General features: G+C 71.7%; 17 protein-coding genes, 1 tRNA gene and 1 pseudogene. 13 read left to right on the top strand and 6 right to left on the bottom strand.

Features of this window, described 5'->3' with window-relative positions; genetic code table 11:
- Positions 1–159 precede the first annotated feature (159 nt).
- Positions 160–795 carry a uracil phosphoribosyltransferase gene (upp, locus tag AB0B40_RS29120; RefSeq protein ID WP_345052357.1) on the bottom strand — a complete coding sequence of 212 codons (636 nt, stop codon included), beginning with the start codon at positions 793–795 and terminating at the stop codon, positions 160–162.
- Positions 796–889: 94 nt separating this feature from the next.
- Here upp and AB0B40_RS29125 point away from each other — a divergent pair, with 94 nt between their 5' ends.
- From AB0B40_RS29125 to AB0B40_RS29165, 9 genes are all read left to right on the top strand, one after another.
- Positions 890–1,135 (top strand): hypothetical protein, encoded by a 246-nt coding sequence (locus tag AB0B40_RS29125; protein ID WP_345052354.1) that lies wholly within the window; start codon positions 890–892, stop codon positions 1,133–1,135.
- A gap of 303 nt (positions 1,136–1,438) precedes the next feature.
- The gene (locus tag AB0B40_RS29130; protein ID WP_345052393.1) at positions 1,439–1,975 is read left to right on the top strand and encodes a hypothetical protein; all 537 of its coding nucleotides are present in this window, start codon (positions 1,439–1,441) and stop codon (positions 1,973–1,975) included.
- 59 nt (positions 1,976–2,034) lie between these two features.
- Positions 2,035–2,466, top strand: a complete 432-nt coding sequence (gene tadA, locus AB0B40_RS29135) for a tRNA adenosine(34) deaminase TadA (protein ID WP_345052351.1) — start codon at positions 2,035–2,037, stop codon at positions 2,464–2,466.
- A 62-nt stretch (positions 2,467–2,528) separates the two neighbouring features.
- A tRNA-Ser gene (locus tag AB0B40_RS29140) sits at positions 2,529–2,613 on the top strand.
- Positions 2,614–2,778: 165 nt separating this feature from the next.
- Positions 2,779–2,958: a hypothetical protein gene (locus tag AB0B40_RS29145; protein ID WP_161289271.1), complete on the top strand. Its 180-nt coding sequence runs from the start codon at positions 2,779–2,781 to the stop codon at positions 2,956–2,958.
- A 10-nt stretch (positions 2,959–2,968) separates the two neighbouring features.
- The gene (locus AB0B40_RS29150; RefSeq protein ID WP_345052349.1) at positions 2,969–3,262 is read left to right on the top strand and encodes a Dabb family protein; all 294 of its coding nucleotides are present in this window, start codon (positions 2,969–2,971) and stop codon (positions 3,260–3,262) included.
- 175 nt (positions 3,263–3,437) lie between these two features.
- The gene (locus AB0B40_RS29155; RefSeq protein WP_345052390.1) at positions 3,438–4,274 is read left to right on the top strand and encodes an RNA polymerase sigma factor SigF; all 837 of its coding nucleotides are present in this window, start codon (positions 3,438–3,440) and stop codon (positions 4,272–4,274) included.
- 368 nt (positions 4,275–4,642) lie between these two features.
- A complete protein-coding gene (locus tag AB0B40_RS29160; protein WP_345052347.1) occupies positions 4,643–5,584 on the top strand; it encodes an RNA polymerase sigma factor SigF in 942 nt (313 codons plus the stop codon).
- A 181-nt stretch (positions 5,585–5,765) separates the two neighbouring features.
- Complete coding sequence (locus AB0B40_RS29165; RefSeq protein WP_362266415.1) at positions 5,766–6,500, top strand: hypothetical protein; 735 nt, start codon at positions 5,766–5,768, stop codon at positions 6,498–6,500.
- A gap of 3 nt (positions 6,501–6,503) precedes the next feature.
- Here the strand turns inward: AB0B40_RS29165 and AB0B40_RS29170 are convergent, their stop codons facing one another.
- Entirely contained in the window at positions 6,504–6,701 is a 198-nt protein-coding gene (locus AB0B40_RS29170) for a hypothetical protein (RefSeq protein ID WP_345052341.1), read from the bottom strand.
- 216 nt (positions 6,702–6,917) lie between these two features.
- Between AB0B40_RS29170 and AB0B40_RS29175 the strand changes: the two genes are divergently transcribed.
- The 4 genes from AB0B40_RS29175 to AB0B40_RS29190 all read left to right on the top strand — a co-directional run bounded on the left by AB0B40_RS29175 (position 6,918) and on the right by AB0B40_RS29190 (position 11,409).
- Positions 6,918–7,412, top strand: a complete 495-nt coding sequence (locus tag AB0B40_RS29175) for a MarR family transcriptional regulator (protein ID WP_362266417.1) — start codon at positions 6,918–6,920, stop codon at positions 7,410–7,412.
- Positions 7,413–7,425: 13 nt separating this feature from the next.
- Positions 7,426–9,963: an MFS transporter gene (locus AB0B40_RS29180; RefSeq protein WP_362266419.1), complete on the top strand. Its 2,538-nt coding sequence runs from the start codon at positions 7,426–7,428 to the stop codon at positions 9,961–9,963.
- Between the two features lie 104 nt (positions 9,964–10,067).
- Positions 10,068–10,889, top strand: coding sequence for a YceI family protein (locus AB0B40_RS29185; RefSeq protein ID WP_345052335.1), 822 nt, complete (start codon positions 10,068–10,070; stop codon positions 10,887–10,889).
- Between the two features lie 49 nt (positions 10,890–10,938).
- Positions 10,939–11,409, top strand: a complete 471-nt coding sequence (locus AB0B40_RS29190; RefSeq protein ID WP_362266421.1) for a PPOX class F420-dependent oxidoreductase — start codon at positions 10,939–10,941, stop codon at positions 11,407–11,409.
- Here AB0B40_RS29190 and AB0B40_RS29195 read toward each other — a convergent pair whose 3' ends face one another.
- The 4 genes and pseudogenes from AB0B40_RS29195 to AB0B40_RS29210 form a co-directional block, all read right to left on the bottom strand.
- A complete protein-coding gene (locus AB0B40_RS29195) occupies positions 11,410–12,168 on the bottom strand; it encodes a TetR/AcrR family transcriptional regulator (RefSeq protein WP_345052332.1) in 759 nt (252 codons plus the stop codon). It lies immediately after the preceding gene.
- Positions 12,169–12,290: 122 nt separating this feature from the next.
- A complete protein-coding gene (locus AB0B40_RS29200; protein ID WP_362266423.1) occupies positions 12,291–13,676 on the bottom strand; it encodes an MFS transporter in 1,386 nt (461 codons plus the stop codon).
- Between the two features lie 48 nt (positions 13,677–13,724).
- Positions 13,725–15,866, bottom strand: coding sequence for a glycosyltransferase family 39 protein (locus AB0B40_RS29205; protein ID WP_362266425.1), 2,142 nt, complete (start codon positions 15,864–15,866; stop codon positions 13,725–13,727).
- A pseudogene (locus AB0B40_RS29210) lies at positions 15,863–16,258 on the bottom strand (hypothetical protein); the annotation flags it as partial. The pseudogene AB0B40_RS29210 and the gene AB0B40_RS29205, both read right to left, overlap by 4 nt.

Below are 16,258 nucleotides of genomic sequence, written 5' to 3' on the forward strand. Positions count from 1 at the left end.
CCGCCGCGCCCGGCAGACGCGGGAGATACTCACGGGGCCTGCTCCGCGAGAGCTACTCGCGGGAGCTACTCACGCGGACTGCTCCGCGGGAGTTACTCACGCCGACCACTCCGCGGGAGCTGCCCACGGGGACCACTCCGCGGAGACTGCTCGCGCGAACTACTCGGCGGACCCGTACAGACGGTCTCCCGCGTCGCCCAGCCCCGGCACGATGTACCCGAGCTCGTTGAGGTGGTCGTCGACGGCGGCCGTGACGACGGTGACCGGCGTCCCCGCCAGCTCCCGCTCCATCAGCGCGACGCCCTCGGGCGCGGCGAGCAGCACCACGGCCGTCACGTCGTCGGCGCCGCGCTTGATCAGCTCCTGGATCGCCGCGACCAGGGTGCCGCCCGTGGCCAGCATCGGGTCGAGGACGTACACCTGGCGGCCCGAGAGGTCCTCCGGCATGCGGGAGGCGTAGGTGGACGCCTCGAGCGTCTCCTCGTTGCGGATCATGCCCAGGAAGCCCACCTCGGCGGTCGGCAGCAGGCGGACCATGCCGTCCAGCATGCCGAGACCGGCGCGCAGGATCGGCACCACCAGCGGGCGGGGGCGGGCGAGCTTGACGCCGGTGGTCTGCGCGACCGGTGTCCGGATGTCGACGGCCTCGGTGCGCACGTCCCGCGTGGCCTCGTAGGCGAGCAGGGTGACCAGTTCGTCGGCGAGTCGCCGGAAGGTCGCGGAGTCGGTGCGCTGGTCGCGCAGCGTGGTGAGCTTGTGGGCGACCAGGGGGTGGTCGACGACATGGAGACGCATGCCCTAACGGTACCTGCGTCCGGGGTCACCATCGCGCTGGCGTCAAACCGGCCGTCCGGGGGAAAGTGGAAGGGACGGACTGGGGTGGTGTGACGTGTCTGACCTGCCTGACCTCCCCGCGGACGCCTCCGGGCCCACCGCCGACACGGCCGGCCCCCGGGCGAGAACCGCGGGCAAGGATGCCGACAAACCCGAGAGCGAGGCCGAGCGCCGCCGACGGCGCGCCCAGTTCCTGCGCGATCTCGCCGAGGCCCGGGAGCTGCGCGCCCGGGTCCAGCCACGGCGCGCGAAGGCGGCCCGGCTGCGCCACGCGATGCGTATGCGGACGTTCCGCTGGTAGCCGAGCGGGACCGTTCCCGGTGCGGAAGATCCACGTCCGCACCGGTGTTGGGAAGGTGGGCGTGCGTGAGCGCGGGAGAAAGCCGCGTACGATCCGCAGGTGGCGGCAACGAGCGCGCTGCTGGGCCGATCGCGGATCCTCGATCGAAACAGCCGGACACAGGGAGCCGAAGACGTCCCCTGGACGCCTTGTTTCTGCCACGATTCCGAGTGGGTGGGGCTCGGAGCCCAAGCTCTCCCCGCCCACGTACCTCCGCCGGGGGGACCCCCAACCGGCACGCCTATGACCAGTGGGAGAGTCACGGTGTACTTCGCCGCACTGCTCGCGCGCACCGAAGACGGGTGGGAAGCGAGCGACACAGAGCTCGACGATGTGGAAACCCTGTCGGATCTGGCCGACCTGGCCCGGGAAGCCTCTCCCGACGAGGACACGGTGCTCGTCCTGATCGAGCAGGAGGAGTCCTGGTTCGGCGTCGTCCGGGTGGACGGCGAGGACGACCCTCGCATCTACGTCTCGGACGCCGCCGCCGCCCGGCGCAGCGCGTACGGGGAGCTGCTGCTCACCGACGAGCTGCTCGGCCGGGAACCCGGCGCGGACGACGGGCCGGACCTGGACTCCCTGGACCTCGACGGCACGGAGGACGGTGAGTCCGAGGACGCAGAGGAAGAGGAAGAGGGTGCCGCCGCCGACGCGGTGCCGCACAGCCCGGTGGGCGACAGCGAGATCCTCGAGGACCTGGGCATCGGCGAGAAGGAGCTGCGCGCCCTGGACGCCGATGACGCGCTGGGCACGATCGCCGAGGCGCTGGGTGCCTCGGAGGTGCTGGAGACCGTCCGCTGACCACGCCACGGGACCCGCAGGGCACACCGGACCCGGTACGGGACCGGTGGCGGGCCGCGATGCGGCTCGCCCTGGACCAGGCCGGGCTGGCCGTCCGGGACGGTGACGTCCCCGTCGGCGCCGTCGTGCTGTCCCCGGACGGTACGACGGTGCTCGGTGCGGGGCACAACGAGCGCGAGGCCACCGGCGATCCCACCGCCCACGCGGAGGTCCTCGCGATCCGGCGGGCGGCGGCCGCACTCGGGGAGTGGCGGCTGACCGGCTGCACGCTCGTCGTGACGCTGGAGCCGTGCACGATGTGCGCGGGCGCGATCGTGCAGTCCCGGGTGGACCGGGTGGTCTACGGCGCCCGGGACGACAAGGCGGGCGCGGCCGGTTCCCTGTGGGACGTGGTGCGCGACCGGCGGCTGAACCACCGCCCGGAGGTCATCGAGGGCGTCCTCGCGGCGGAGTGCGCCCGGTTCCTCACGGAGTTCTTCCGGGACCGCTGAACCGCTTGCCCGTTCCCCCGTCGATTTCGAACCATGCGCCGTCGTGCTGTAAGGTCTCCCTCGGTAGCGTGTCCGAGCGGCCGAAGGAGCTCGCCTCGAAAGCGAGTGTGGCGCAAGTCACCGAGGGTTCAAATCCCTCCGCTACCGCTTGCAGAAAGGCCCCGCCGACCGGCGGGGCCTTTCGCGCGTACCGGACTCACGCGCAGACAACGGCGCCGCGCCGACGGGCCGTTGGCCGTGACCGAAGGCCCGAAGGTTACACTCGCGGCCGGCAGCAGGGGCTCAAGGAGCACTGGGACAGGGGAGGCCGCGGTGACGGTGAACGCCAAGAAGATCGCCGTGTACGTGCTCGTGGTCTTCGCGCTGTACGTGATCATCACGGACCCGGCCAAGGCGGCCGACTACGTCCAGATAGGCTTCGAGGGCATATCGGACGCGGCCAGGGCCATCGGTGACTTCATGACCTGGGCCGCCAACGGAGGAAAGAGCTGAGGCACATCCCATGATCCGCCACCTGGTCCTCTTCAAGCTCAACGAAGGTGTCGAGCGCGACGATCCGCGCGTCGTGGCGGGTGTGGAGGCCTTCCGGGCCCTCGGCGGCCGGATCGAGGAGCTGCGCTTCTGGGAGTGCGCCTGGAACATCAGCGACCGGCCGATCGCCTACGACTTCGCGATCAACTCGGCCGTCGAGGACGCCGACGCCCTCAAGCGCTACCTGGAGCACCCTGCCCACCAGGCAGGCGTGGCCCTGTGGCGCGAGTTCGCCACCTGGGTGATCGCCGACTACGAGATCTGACCCCCGCACTCTCCGGAGCCCCCCGCCGTCCGGCGGGGGGCTTTCCGTCTTTTATACGCCTCAACTTGTCGAAGTTTGACGACAACACGGCGTTATGCGGTGCTTGCACACAGTGCACATGTCTTGTGATGCTATGACCGCTTTTGACGGATGATTGACGGACGAAGAGGTGGCGTTGACCGTGTCGGCCAGTACTGCGCCGCCTCAGGAAGAGGCGGCAGCCCCGACCCCGCCGGCCCCGGAGAAGCGCCGTGGTGCGGACACCCGCGCCCTGACCCAGGTGCTGTTCACCGAACTGAAGGAGCTGACGCCGGGCACGCCGGAGCACAACCGGGTACGGGGAGCGCTGATCGAGGCGAACCTCCCGCTCGTGCGCTATGCCGCCGCCCGCTTCCGCTCCCGCAACGAGCCGATGGAGGACGTCATCCAGGTCGGCACCATCGGCCTGATCAACGCCATCGACCGGTTCGACCCGGACCGGGGCGTGCAGTTCCCGACCTTCGCGATGCCCACCGTGGTCGGCGAGATCAAGCGCTACTTCCGCGACAACGTCCGCACGGTCCACGTCCCGCGCCGGCTGCACGAGCTGTGGGTGCAGGTCAACAGCGCGACCGAGGACCTGACCACGCTCCACGGCCGCTCGCCGTCCACCGCCGAGATCGCCGAACGGCTCCGGATCAGCGAGGAGGAGGTGCTCAGCTGCATCGAGGCGGGGCGTTCCTACCACGCCACCTCGCTGGAGGCCGCCCAGGAGGGCGACGGGCTGCCCGGCCTGCTGGACCGCATCGGCTACGAGGACCCGGCCCTGGACGGCGTGGAACACCGCGACCTGGTCCGCCACCTCCTCGTCCAACTCCCCGAACGCGAGCAGCGAATCCTTCTCCTGCGCTACTACAGCAATCTCACCCAGTCGCAGATCAGCGCGGAACTCGGCGTCTCCCAGATGCACGTATCCCGACTACTCGCGCGTAGCTTCCAGCGGCTGCGCTCCGCGAATCGGATCGACGCATAGTCCACGGGCATTCCCGAGTTCCGGCGTCGGGCACACAGGGCCTTCGGCTGATGCGCTGATGCATAGCGGGCGCACGGAAGCACGGCGCGAACGGCACTGCATCGCAAACCCGATCGAGCCGTAACCGGCGCGAGCGAATCGCTCACCAGGGCGGATGCCGACAGTTAGGACCCGAATAACCGTCAGACCCCTTTTTTACAGGGGTGATTCGTATCCAGCATGTCGACATGTCGGTACAGCGCGTTGCCGACATGTGACATTCTGCGGGAAGCGCGTTTGCCGGGGCTCCGGCTCCGGTATTCAGGTGAAGGCTGCGTTGCTCGGAAGACGACGCCGCCCCGACCGTCCCGCGACCCAAAGGGGGTGGCATGTCCGCAGACCAGGGCAGCTCGAAGGTGCTGACGCCCACGAAGAGCGAGGCAGCGCCCAAGGAGTTCGACGCTCTCGACGTCCTCGACGTCCTCGACGGCGTCACGGCCCTCGAAGCCGTGCCGTCCCCGGCCGCCGAGCCGGCCGCCGAAGCGCTCCCGGCCACGCAGGCCACGGCGAACATCGACACCCGTACGCTGTCCCGTTCGCTGTTCCTGCGCCTGGCCGCGCTGGGCGAGGACAGCCCCGAGCGGGCATACGTCCGGGACACCCTGATCGAGCTGAACCTGCCGCTGGTCCGGTACGCCGCCGCGCGCTTCCGCTCCCGCAACGAGCCGATGGAGGACATCGTCCAGGTCGGCACCATCGGCCTGATCAAGGCGATCGACCGGTTCGACTGCGAACGGGGGGTGGAGTTCCCGACGTTCGCGATGCCCACCGTGGTCGGCGAGATCAAGCGGTTCTTCCGTGACACCTCCTGGTCGGTGCGGGTCCCTCGCCGGCTCCAGGAACTGCGCCTGGCCCTCACCAAGGCCAGTGACGAGCTGTCCCAGAAGCTGGACCGCTCCCCCACGGTGACGGAGCTGGCCGCCGTGCTCGGCGTCTCCGAGGAGGACGTGGTCGACGGCCTGGCGGTGGGCAACGCCTACACCGCCTCCTCCCTCGACTCGCCGGCCCCCGAGGACGACGGCGGCGAGGGCTCCCTGGCCGACCGGCTCGGCTATGAGGACACGGCCCTGGAGGGCGTCGAGTACCGCGAGTCCCTCAAGCCCCTGCTGGCCAAACTCCCGCCCCGGGAGCGGCAGATCATCATGCTGCGCTTCTTCGCCAACATGACCCAGTCGCAGATCGGCGAGGAGGTCGGCATCTCCCAGATGCACGTCTCCCGGCTGCTCACCCGGACACTGGCCCAGCTGCGCGAGGGCCTGATCTCGGACTGACCTCACGGTCCCCGGCCGGACCCTTCTCTTCTGACGAACCGTCAGTCACACTGGCGCGATGCCACGGGAGTCGGGGACGGGCGAAGCCACCGGGACGACACGTGCGACACGTGCGACATGGACGTGTGGCCGCCGAGGCGCCGTTACGGCAGCGTCGGCGGCCGTCGTCTGTCTGGGCGGGGTGCTGGCCGCGTGCACAGGCGGCGGCCCGGGCGGCTACACCGCGGTCGGCGCGGGGCAGGACGGCCCGGCGGCCGTGGCGCCCACGGGGCCGGTCACCATGGTGCCCCTCGACGGGCCGAGGAGAGACGGCACCCACAGGGCCACCCCTCCCGGAGCCGGCTCCCCGGCGGGTCCGGCCGGTCCGGCGAGTCCGGCGGACACGACCAGTCCGGCGGGTCCGGCGGGTTCGGCCGGGTCGGGCGGTCCCACGGGTTCCCCTGCCGCCGGGCGCTCCGGCACCCCGGAGCCGTCCACCCGGGACACGCCCGGCCGGCGCACCGGACACCCCGGCACGGGTGCCCCGGGACCGGGCGGCGGCCAGGACGGTCGTACGACACCGCCGCCCGCCTCACCCGGCCCGGCTCCCGGCCCTACGACGCCTGCCACGCCCGCCGCTCTGTCCTGGGGCGACCCGGCGACCGAGGACACCGGCCGGCGCTGGTGCCAGCAGGTCACCGTCGGCTTCCGCAACTCGGGGGGTACGGCGGTGCGTTCGGGCGAGGTGACGTTCGGGACGCACGTCATCGGCGCGCTCGGGGTCGACTGGGGGACGGTCGGGTCGACCGTCCGGCTGCCGGTGCCGCTCGCTCCGGGCGCGCGCAGCAGTCCCACGTGGACGGTGTGCGTCGACGCCTGGCGGGTGCCGCTCGGCATGCACATCGAGACGCGGGACGTCTCCGTCGAGTGGGGCTGATCCCTACTTCAGCGCGAGCCAGGCGACGCCGGCCACCACGGCGAGCGCCACGACGATCCCGATGATCAGACCGACCCGGGGGCCGGAGGGGGCCACCGCCTGCTGCTGCCGCCCCTGAGGGGCCTCGTCGACGAACGCGCGGAACATCTGGGTGCTGCCGGCGGGGTCGTAATTGCCCTGGGGGCCCTGGGTGTTAGCCATGCCCCGAGACCTTAGCGAAGAGTCACCGGGCGGCCCAAGCGGGGGCCCGGGGGGACGACACCGGGCCGAACGGGGCAGGCCGCCCACCCTCACCTGCATATTTACGTTCGCAATACTTGCCTTTGCCAAGTTTTTGCGTCGGCGACCCATGATTTGTTTGCCTTCAGCAACCAAGCACTCTTATGGTTGCCCCAAGCAACGAATACGGGAGGTGTGATGGCCGAGCAGGCGCAGTTCGAAGAGCTGGCGCGTCAGCTCAGTGCCGTCGGAGCCGTGAAACGGGACATGGGGCGGATCCTTCCGCCCGACTGCCCGGCCGGGTCGGCCGCCGTGCTGACCCTGCTCGGCCGTCACGGCGACATGCGCATGAGCAAGCTCGCGGAGCTGCTCGCCGTGGACATGTCCGTAACCAGCCGGCATGTCGCGCACGTCGCCGCACGCGGCTGGATCGAGCGGCACCCGGACCCCGCGGACAAGCGCTCGCGCATCCTGCGCCTGACGCCCGAGGGTCTGGAGCAGCTCGACGAGCTGTCCCGGCGGACCACGCATCTGCTCGCCGAGCGGCTGGCGGACTGGACCGACGAGGAGGTCGGCCAGCTGATCCGGCTGATGTCGCGCCTGCGCACGTCCTTCGGTGACTGCCGGTCCGCCCCGCTCCGGCTGCCCGCACCCGTAGTCGAAGAGATCACCCGTACACCCGCAAGCACGTAAGAAAAGGAAGCCCATGGCAACGACCACACCAGCCGGTGTGCGGGCTCACGCCAAGCACGGGGGAGGCTCCCACGGCGACGCCCCGATGACCCACCGGCAGATCATGGAGGCCCTGTCCGGGCTGCTGCTCGGCATGTTCGTGGCGATCCTGTCGTCCACGATCGTCTCCAACGCCCTGCCGCACATCATCGGGGACCTCGGCGGCGGCCAGTCCGCCTACACCTGGGTGGTCACGGCCGCCCTGCTGTCGATGACCGCGGCCACTCCCCTGTGGGGCAAGCTCGCCGACCTGTACAGCAAGAAGGCTCTCGTCCAGATAGCCCTGATCATCTACGTGGTCGCCTCGATGGCGGCCGGCCTGTCGCAGAACCCCGGCATGCTCATCACCTTCCGGGTGTTCCAGGGCATAGGCGTCGGCGGTCTGTCGGCCCTGGCGCAGATCGTCATGGCGGCGATGATCTCCCCGCGCGAGCGCGGCCGGTACTCCGGCTACCTGGGCGCCACCTTCGCCGTCGCCACCGTCGGCGGCCCGCTGCTCGGCGGTGTCATCACCGACACCTCCTGGCTGGGCTGGCGCTGGTGCTTCTACGTCGGTGTCCCCTTCGCCGTCATCGCGCTGATCGTGCTGCAGAAGACCCTGCACCTGCCCGTGGTCAAGCGGGACGTCAAGGTCGACTGGGGCGGCGCGACCCTCATCGCCGCCGCCGTCTCCCTGCTCCTGATCTGGGTCACCTTCGCCGGTGACAAGTACGACTGGATCTCCTGGCAGACCTACGCGATGGTCGGCGGTTCGATCGTCCTCGGCGCGCTGTTCGTGCTCGTCGAGTCCAAGGCGAGCGAGCCGATCATCCCGCTGCGCCTGTTCCGGAACCGCACGATCACGCTCGCGTCGCTCGCCTCGCTGTTCGTCGGTATCGCGATGTTCTCCGGCACCGTCTTCTTCAGCCAGTACTTCCAGCTGGCCCGCGACAAGTCCCCGACCATGTCGGGCGTCATGACCATCCCGATGATCGGCGGTCTGTTCGTCTCCTCGACCGTCTCGGGTCAGTTCATCACCCGCACCGGCCGCTGGAAGGCGTGGCTGGTCAGCGGTGGCGTCCTGGTGACGGCCGGACTGCTGCTGCTCGGCGGCATCCGCTACGACACCGACTACTGGAAGATGGCCATCTTCATGGCCCTGCTGGGTCTCGGCATCGGCATGATGATGCAGAACCTGGTGCTCGCCACGCAGAACCAGGTGGCGCCCTCCGACCTCGGTTCGGCCAGCTCCACGGTCACCTTCTTCCGTTCCCTCGGTGGCGCCGTCGGCGTCTCCGCGCTCGGCGCGGTGATGTCCCACAAGATCACCGACTACGTCAAGGACGGCGTCTCCGCCCTCAGCCCCAAGTACCAGGCCGCGCTGGCCGGGGGCTCCGGCTCCACCGACAGCATCCCGGACATGAACACGCTGCCGGCCCCGATCCGGACGCTGCTGGAGAGCGCCTACGGCCACGGCATCGCCGACGTCTTCTTCATCGCCGGCTGCCTGGCGGCCCTCGCCTTCCTGATCACGCTGTTCATCAAGGAGGTCCCGTTGCGGACCAAGGGCGCGCTCGCGCAGACCGCCGAGGGCGACACCGTCGCCGAGGCCCCGGCCGAGGCACAGGCTGCCGCCGCGGCCGTCGCCGAGGAGCCGGTCCCGGTCGCCGTGGCCGCCGCCCCGGTGTCCGACGCCGGCCCGGCCACCGCCACGGCCACGGCCGTCCGGCCGATGACCGCCGTCGCCACGGTGGCGGAGCCCGACACCTTCGGCGGCACCCCGGTGCGCGGCTTCGTCCGCGGCGCCGAGAGCGCCCCGGTCCCGCAGGCCGCGGTCACGCTGATCTCGCTGGCCGGCCGCCAGCTGGGCCGCTCGGTGGCCCAGGCCGACGGTTCCTACGCGCTCCACGCCCCGGGCACCGGCTCGTACGTGCTGATCGCCTCCGCCGACGGCTACCAGCCGCAGGCCTCCACCGTCGTGGTGGGCGAGGACCCGCTGTCGTACGACATCCTGCTCAGCGGCACCAGCGGGCTGACCGGTGTGGTCCGGGCGGCCGGGAGCGCGCTGCCGGTCAAGGACGCGATGGTCATCGTCACCGATGTGCGCGGTGACCTGCTGGCCACCGCCGCCACCGGCGAGCAGGGCGACTTCGCCCTCACCGACCTGGTGCCGGGCACGGTGACCGTCGCGGTCAACGCGAGCGGGTTCCGCCCGCGTGCCCTGCCGGTCGAGGTCGGCGCCACCGGCGTCACCCGCGTCGAGGTCGACCTGGACGCCGGCGCCCGGCTCCAGGGTGTCGTCCGGGCCCCGCACGGTCCGCTGGCCGACGCCCGGGTGACCCTGGTCGACCAGGCCGGCAACGTGGTCGGCACCGCCACCACCGGCGAGGACGGCGCGTACGCCTTCACCGACCTGGACGGCGGCGACTACACGGTCATCGCGACCGGCTACCCGCCGGTGGCCACCGCGCTGGCCGTGCACGGCACCGGTGTGGACGGCCACGACATCGAACTCGCCCACCCCGGCGAGTAGTACGGACCCCGGCCCGTGGCGGTGCGCGCCCTGAGCGGAGGGCGCGCCCGCCACGGGCCGGTCTCATACGACCAATTTTTGAGCTTTTGCAGGGAGAAAACGGGATGGGACTGACCGCGAAGATCCGTACCCGGGACGGGTGGGCCGTGTCGCACGCGGTCGTCACGGTGACCGACATGACCGGTACGCAGGTGCTGCGTGCCGAGGCGGACACCGAGGGGGCCGTACGGGATGTCACGGAGCTGGTTCCGGGGGCGTACACCGTGATCGTGACGGCCGTCGGGTACGCGCCCGCGGCGTCCAGCGCGATCGTCACCGCGAGCGGCCGGGCCGAGGTCGGCACGGTCACGCTGGCCCGGCAGGGCGGCACCGAACTGCCGCCGCCCGGGCCCTGGACCATCGACCCGGCGCACTCCTCCGTCGCCGCGGTCGCCCAGCACCTGGGCATCTCCAGCGTGCGCGGCCGGTTCACGGAGTTCGGCGGCACGATCGAGATCGCACCCGACGACGTCACCAAGTCGCGGGTGGAGGCGGTGATCCGGGCGGCGTCCATCGACACGGGCAACGGCATGCGCGACACGCATCTGAGGTCCGGGGACTTCCTCGACGTCGAGCGGCACCCGGAGATCACCTACCATTCCACCGGGCTGACCGCCGCCGGTTCCGACCGCTGGAAGGTGCACGGCGAGCTGTCCATGCACGGCGTCGTACGGCCGGTGGACCTGGACCTCGCCTACCTCGGCAGCGGCGCGGACCCGTGGGGCGGGACGAGGGCCGCCTTCCGGGCCACCGCCGAGCTGCACCGCGACGACTTCGCGATGAACTACAACCAAGTTCTCCAGGCGGGCATCGCGGCCATCGGCACGACGCTGAAGGTGGAGCTGGACATCCAGGCGGTGCAGGGCGACTCGCTGCCCCAGGCGTAGGCACGGCAGGGTCAGCCACAGGGGCACCCCCTGCCCCTAGGCTGCCCTCATGGCACCGAACATCGCGACCAACACCCGGGTATCGCTGGACGAGCTGCTGGACTTCGTACGGCCCCGGCACCGCGCCCTGCTCATCACCCGCCGCGCCGACGGCGGCCCTCAGGCGTCACCGCTGACCTGCGGGGTCGACGACTCCGGCCGGATCGTCGTCTCCACCTACCCCGAACGCACCAAGACCCGCAACGCCCGGCGCGACCCGCGGGTGAGCCTGCTCGTGCTCAGCGACGAGTGGAACGGGCCCTGGGTGCAGATCGACGGCACGGCCGAGGTCATCGACAGCCCCGACTCCGTGGAACCCCTGGTCGAGTACTACCGCAACATCGCCGGTGAGCACCCCGACTGGGACGAGTACCGCCGGGCGATGGCCGAGCAGGGCAAGTCGATCGTCCGGGTGACGCCGGAGCGGTGGGGGCCGGTGGCCACGGGCGGCTTCCCGGCGCGGCTCGTCGCCGACGCGTAGTCAGCCGCGGGCCACCATCGCCTCGATACCGGCGACCAGCAGGTCGAGGGCGAAGGTGAAGTCGCGTTCCAGCATCTCCGCGACCGTGTCACCGCCGCGGGCCGCCATGAGGTGCTTGGCCTCCCGCATGAGTTCGGCGGCTCCCGGCACCTCGTCCACCATGGTCATGGCCTGCGCGAAGTACTCGTCGGCGCTGAGCCCGCTGTCCGCGATCCGGGCGAGGAAGTGGCCCTCGATCGTGCCGTAGCCGTACACGAACTGGAAGACGGCCGAGATCGCCCCGGTCACCCCGTGCTCGGGCAGGCCGGCGCGGCCGACGACCCGCTGGACCGCACGGGAGAAGGCGCGCGAGTTCGGTCCGATGTTGAGGTAGCGCCCGGCCAGCGGTGACAGCCAGGGGTGGCGGACCAACTGTGCCCGGTACGCCGTGGCCAGCCCCCGCAGCTGCTCCCGCCAGTCCTCGTCCGTGTTCTCCGGGTCGGGCAGCCGCAGCTCGGCATAGGTCGCGTCCAGGGCGAGTTCGAGCAGGTCGTCCTTGGTGTCGACGTACCAGTACAGGGACATCGCGGTCACGTTCAGCTCGGCGGCCAGCCGGCGCATGGAGAACCCGGCGAGCCCGTCGGCGTCCAGCAGCCGGACGGACGCCTCGGTGATCCGCTCCCGGTCGAGCCCGGAGGGCTGTCCGCCGCGTCCGCCGCGCCGGGCCTTGCCCTCCAGCCACACGCTGTCCCGCGCCGACCGACCCGCTGCCTTCGTCACCGACGCACCTTCCTGTCTTCGCTCACTCTCCCGGCCCGAGGGCGCGGGGCCGTGGCCGCCGCCGCACGGCGCGACGAGCCACGGGGGACCGCGGCCGTACGCGTACCCCTACCCGCGAGCCGTCAGGCGGCCACCCGCTCCGCCCGCCGCAGCAGCCCCGCCGCCACGAATCCGCCGGCCAGCACGGCGACCGCGCCCACCAGTTGCCCGGCCCCCAGCCCGGCCGACACCGACCGTCCCGACGCCACGGAGGCACTGAGGACGGCGCCGAGGACGGCGACGCCGAGACCGTTGCCGAATTCGGCGAGGGTGCCGTTGACACCGGCCCCCACCCCGGCCTTCTCCGGAGGGATCGCGCTCATGATGGCATGGGCCATCGCCGGGTTGGCGACCGCGCACCCCACGCCGATCAGCAGCAGGCCCAGCAGCGTTCCGGCGTAGCCGCCGGTGTCGATCTCGGCGATGGCGACCAGGCCCGCCGACATCAGCACCATGCCGAGCCCGATCGACACCGGCGTACCCATGCGGGCCGACCACTTCGCCGAGATGCCGGTGAAGTTGAGCGCCACCACCGTCAGCGCCAGCGGGGCGGTCCGCAGGCCGGCCTCCAGCGGCCCGTACCCGAGCACGAACTGCAGGTGCTGCGTCAGCAGGAAGAGCGCGCCGCCCATGCCGAACGTGATGAGTACGGCCCCCGCGACGGCGCCCGTGAACCGCCGGTCCCGGAAGAAGTGGGGGTCGAGCATCGGCTCCTCGGTCCGGCTCTCCCACCGGGCGAAGGCGCCCAGCGCCAGCACCGCGACGGCCGCCGTGGCGAGCACGCGTGCGGACGTCCAGCCGTGGCCCGGGCCGGAGATGATCGCGTAGACGAGCGCGGCCATGCCGATGGTGGACAGCAGCGCGCCGGGCAGGTCCGGGCGGTCGCCCCGGCGGTTCCTGGACTCGGGCACGAGCACCGCCACCGCGATCAGGGCCAGCGCCGCGACCGGGATGTTGATCAGGAAGATCGCGCCCCACCAGAAGTGGTCGAGCACGAAGCCGCCGATCAGCGGGCCGCCGGCGAAGCCCAGTGCGTTGACCGCGCTCCAGATGCCGATCGCCTTCGGCTGCTCCTCGGGGGTGAAGATCTGCATCGCCACCGCCAGCGTGGTGGTCAGCAGCAGCGCGCCGCCGACGCCCATTCCGGCGCGCGCGGCGATCAGCTGGGCGGTCGAGCCGGCGAGGCCCGCCACCAGGGAGCCGATGCCGAACAGGGCGAGCCCCGTCATCAGCATCTTCTTGCGGCCGTAGCGGTCGGCGGCGCTGCCCGCGGTGAGCAGCAGGCCGGACTGCACCAGCGAGTAGGCGTTGACCATCCACTGGATGTCCGAGGTCGCCGCGCGCAGTTCGCGGGTGAGCGAGGGGATGGCCACGTTCAGGACGGTGTTGTCGAGCAGCACGGTGAGCTGCGCGAGACAGATGACGCCGAGGATCAGCCAGCGCCGGGGATGGCCTTGGACAGCAGACATGTCGTACACCGTATAGCGCTGGCTATACGGTGTACAACAGCTATTCGGTCAGCCGCTCACGCGCCGCGTGAGGTCGTAGAAGGTGGCCGATCCCACCGTCACCTTCTTGAAGGTGCTCTGCACCCAGGAGCTGATCCGGGAGGCGGTACCGCTGCTGCCGCCACCCCTGCCGCCTCCCATGCCGCCGCCGTCGATGAAGTAGTGGATCCTCCCCTGCGCGACGTACTTCTCGAACTCGGCGAGCGTCGGGGACGGGTCGGTGCCGTTGAAGCCGCCGATCGCCATCACCGGATCGCCCGTGGCGAGCTGGTAACTGGCCGAGTTCTGGGAGCCGACGGAAGCGGCCACCCAGGTGTACCGGGAGGCGTTCTCCTCCAGCAGCGCCTTGGCCGCGGAGGACACGTTCGCGCCGTTCAGGAGTCCGCCGGCACCACCGGCGCCCCCCATGCCGCCCTCGCCCGTCCGGCCGCCACCGGGGAAGCCGTTGCCCGGCTGGCCCCGGCCCTGCTGCCCCGGTCCCCCCTGCGGGGGCTGGTTCCGGCCCGGCATGCCGCCGCCGAAGCCGCCGCGCATCCCGTCACCGCCACCGGGTGCGCCGCCGGGACCCCTGCCCCGGCCGCCCATCACGCTCGCGCCCGCCGGGCCGGCCGTGACGATCGAGCCGGTGTGACCCTCCGCCAGCGTGCTCAGGGTGTATGCCGTCGGCCCGGCCAGCGCGGCCACCAGACCCACCGCCGCCGCCCCGAGGGCGAGCCGCCGGGGGAGCCGGCCCGCGAAGACCAGTCCGAACGCCGCGGCCAGCCCGCCGATCAGGACCAGCCACCGCAGCCAGGGCAGATAGCCGGAGGTCCGGTGGAGCAGCACGTACCCCCAGGCCGCCGCCGCGACCACGGACGCGGCGAGCGTGACCGACGCCCACGGCTCCCGCCGCCTCTCCCACAGCAGGCCGGCGCCCATACCGGTCACGGCCGCGAGGTAGGGGGCGAGGGCCACCGTGTAGTACTGGTGGAAGATGCCCGCCATGTAGCTGAAGACCGCCATGGTCGTCAGCAGCGAGCCGCCCCACACCAGGAACGAGGCGCGGGTGACGGACGTCCGCCTCAGCCTGCGCGTGGCCACCAGGCCGGCGGCGAGCAGGATCAGCGCGGAGGGCAGCAGCCAGGAGATCTGGCCGCCGATCTCGGAGTTGAACATCCGGTCCCAGCCGGTCTCGCCCCACATACCGGTGCCGCCACCGCCACGGCCGCCTCCGCCGACGCTGCCGGTCTCGTCGCCGTTGAGGCGGCCGAGGCCGTTGTAGCCGAAGGTCAGCTCCAGGAAGCTGTTGTTCTGCGAGCCGCCGACGTAGGGGCGGGAGGAGGCCGGCCACAGTTCGACGACCGCGACCCACCAGCCGCCCGAGACGACCAGCGCGAGCGTCGCCGCCGCCAGCTGGCCCAGGCGCTTCTTCAGCGGCACCGGAGCGCAGACCGCGTACACCAGCGCCAGCGGCGGCAGGATCAGGAAGGCCTGGAGCGTCTTGGCGAGGAACGCGAAGCCGATCGCGACGCCCGCCCACACCAGCCACTTCGTACGGCCGTCCTCCACGGCCCGGACGACGAGGTAGCAGGCCACCGACATCAGCAGGGCCAGCATCGCGTCCGGGTTGTTGAACCGGAACATCAGCGCCGCGACCGGGGTGAGCGCCAGCACCGCGCCCGCGATCAGACCGGCCGCGGGGCTGAACCGGCGGCGCACACCGGCGTAGACGACGGCGACGGCCGCCACGCCCATCAGCACCTCGGGCGCGAGGATCGCCCACGAGTGGAGACCGAACACGCGGACCGACAGCTCCATCGGCCACAGGGAGGCCGGCGGCTTGTCGACGGTGATGGCGTTGCCCGCGTCCAGCGAGCCGAAGAAGAACGCCTTCCAGGACGTGCTGCCCGCCTGGACCGCCGCCGAGTAGAAGGAGTTGGCGTAGCCGGAGGCGCTGAGGTCGTAGAGGTAGAGCAGGAGGGTGGCGGTCAGCAGGCCGAGGAAGGCCGGGCGCACCCAGCGGGGGTCCTCGGCCCGGCCGCGCCACAGCCGGCGCGCGAACGGCTGCCCCGGCTCACCGGCGCCGGGGGCCCGCGGGGTCGCGGCGTGCGGCGGCCACCCGGCGGCCGGACCGCCCTGCTGTGCGGTCGGCGGGTCGTACTGCGTGGTCATCGGGGGTCCCCCGGGTCGTTGTCGTGAGGGCGCACCGGCTGCAGCCGCACGGTGGCGTCCCTCCAGCTGCCGTCCGCGGCGTCACCGGCGCGGACCTGGGTGGTCTGGTGCGGCTCCGGTCGCGGCACCCGGCGCAGCGGGAGCGGTACGTACGGAGCAGGCGGGTCGTAGGCCGGCGACGGCGGAGTGCCGTGGCCCGGCGAGGCGGACGGAGTGCCGAAACCCGGCGAGGCGGACGGAGTGCCGAAACCCGGCGAGGCCGGCGCAGTGCCGTCGCCCGGTGAGACCGGCGCAGTGCCGTAACCCGGCGAGACCGGCGCAGCGCCGTAACCCGGCGAGACCGGCGCAGTGCCGTAACCCGGCGAGACCGGCGCAGCGCCGTAACCCGGCGG

It is taken from the genome of Streptomyces sp. NPDC042638 (assembly GCF_040647235.1).
Classification (GTDB): Bacteria; Actinomycetota; Actinomycetes; order Streptomycetales; family Streptomycetaceae; genus Streptomyces; species Streptomyces rameus.